General features: G+C 66.3%; 2 protein-coding genes. Both read right to left on the bottom strand.

Annotated features, from left to right (window positions below; translation table 11 throughout):
- Nucleotides 1–381: 381 nt before the first annotated feature.
- A complete protein-coding gene (locus AB0O36_RS36965) occupies nt 382–540 on the bottom strand; it encodes a DUF397 domain-containing protein (RefSeq protein ID WP_365118383.1) in 159 nt (52 codons plus the stop codon).
- A gap of 11 nt (nt 541–551) precedes the next feature.
- Nucleotides 552–1,403, bottom strand: coding sequence for a helix-turn-helix transcriptional regulator (locus tag AB0O36_RS36960; protein WP_365118381.1), 852 nt, complete (start codon nt 1,401–1,403; stop codon nt 552–554).
- Nucleotides 1,404–1,761 lie beyond the last annotated feature (358 nt).

The raw sequence follows: 1,761 nt of genomic DNA, 5'->3' as shown, positions 1-1,761 counted from the left end.
TTCGTCGCGTCGCCCGGAGGGCGATGGCCCGTTGGGCCACCCTTGACCCCGACGACCGTCACGGAACGACAAGGACTGTCGGGCGGCCCCCGGGGGAACGGCATGGGGGACCGAGGATCCATCGACTCCGGCTTCGGCGGGCGGGTCAGCGGCTGCCGCTCGGCCGGCCGCCCTCCGGGCGGAAGCAGGAGTGCAGTCGTCGGGATGACTGCACGAAAGGGCGGCCAGGGCGCGTCGGATCGCTACGTGCTCCTGCTTCTCAGCGGGTCCGGCCCGTCAGGGGCCGAACACAGGCCGCCATCGATCGCTACGTGCGCATTCTGGCAATGGCGGCCGACAGGCCGGGATGGGTGACGTCCTCGGGAGTGGGACACCAGAAGTTCATGCCCGCAGACTTCGCAGGAAATCGGTCCAGGCGTCCGGGGTGACGGACATGACCGTCCAGGTTCCGTCCGTCACCCGGATCGTTTCGGGCTCGGAGGCGACGAGGACGCACGCCTCGCCTTCGCCACAGTAGGACGACTTCTTCCATATCGGCATGGTGCGCTCCTTTACAGGCGTTGGGCGATCTCTGTGATGAAGGTTCGGGAGTCCTCGGGGCCCAGCGCGGTGGCCTCCATACGCTCCAGCAGCACCCGGTACTTGCTCAGTTGTGCTTCGGCGTCGAGGAAGGCCGGGCCGTGCGACTGGTCGAGGTGAACGGTGTCCAGCCGTGAGACGGGGCCATGGGCGTAGAAGATCGACTGCCCCGATCCCGGGAAGGCGCCCGCATCGAACGGGATCACCAGGATCTCGACGTGATCCCGTTGGCTCATCTCCACGAGATGGTGCAGCTGCGCCCGCGCCACTGCGGGGCCGCCGAACTTCATCCGCAGTGCGGCCTCGTGGATGATCGCCTGGTACGGCGTCGGCGGGATCCTGTCCAACACGGTCTGGCGTTTGACGCGGAAGGACAGGCGGCGTTCCAGGTCCTGTGGGGCGAGTGCCGGGACCACCTGGCCGAAGACCTCCCGAGCGTGGTCGTGCGTCTGCAGCAGACCCGGCACATGGGCGGTGATGGCGGCCCGCAACCGCACGGCACGGTGTTCGAGCTCAGCGAGATCGACCAGCCCCGTGGGCAGCAGGTCGCGGTACTGCTCCCACCAGCCTCGGATGCGCTCTTCCGCCAGCATGACCAGCGCATCGACGAAATCGTGCTCAGCACACTCGTAGACGTGTGCCAGCGCACGGATCCGATCACCGCTGACGCCGAACCTCGCTGACTCCACGTTGCTGAGTTGGCCTTGGCTGGTGCCGAGTTGACGTGCTGCTTCCGTGGCGGTCATGCCTGCGCGTTCCCGCATTTTCCGCAGCTCAACGGCCACGCGGATGCGTTGCGCCGTCAGTGCCGCACGGCCGGCCATCCCGCTCCTCTTCGACCTCGAAGTCACTCACACGAGCGCATGAACGACTGAATGCCCGCACTTTCGCGCAAATATCACTTGCGCACCTCTAGCCTGGAGACAGGCAGCCTCGCCCGGAAGCACCCCGCTCGACGGAGCGGCATGGTCACCGAACATGACACCGACACCCCTCCGTGATCGGAGACGTACATGCCTGTCACCTGACTTCTCCCAGGATGCCCCGGCCTTCAGGCCGGGGAGGAATGGGTCCTTGGAGCGGAGCCGCGTAGCGGCGGAGTTCTCTGCACATCTGGTCTGACCTGTGCTTTCTCGGACTGTCAGTGGGGTCGAATAGTTTGATCACCATGACGACCGCAAT

Origin of the sequence: Streptomyces sp. NPDC089799, assembly GCF_040684755.1 — a bacterium.
Classification (GTDB): Bacteria; Actinomycetota; Actinomycetes; order Streptomycetales; family Streptomycetaceae; genus Streptomyces.
This window is presented reverse-complemented; position numbering and strand designations above follow the sequence as displayed.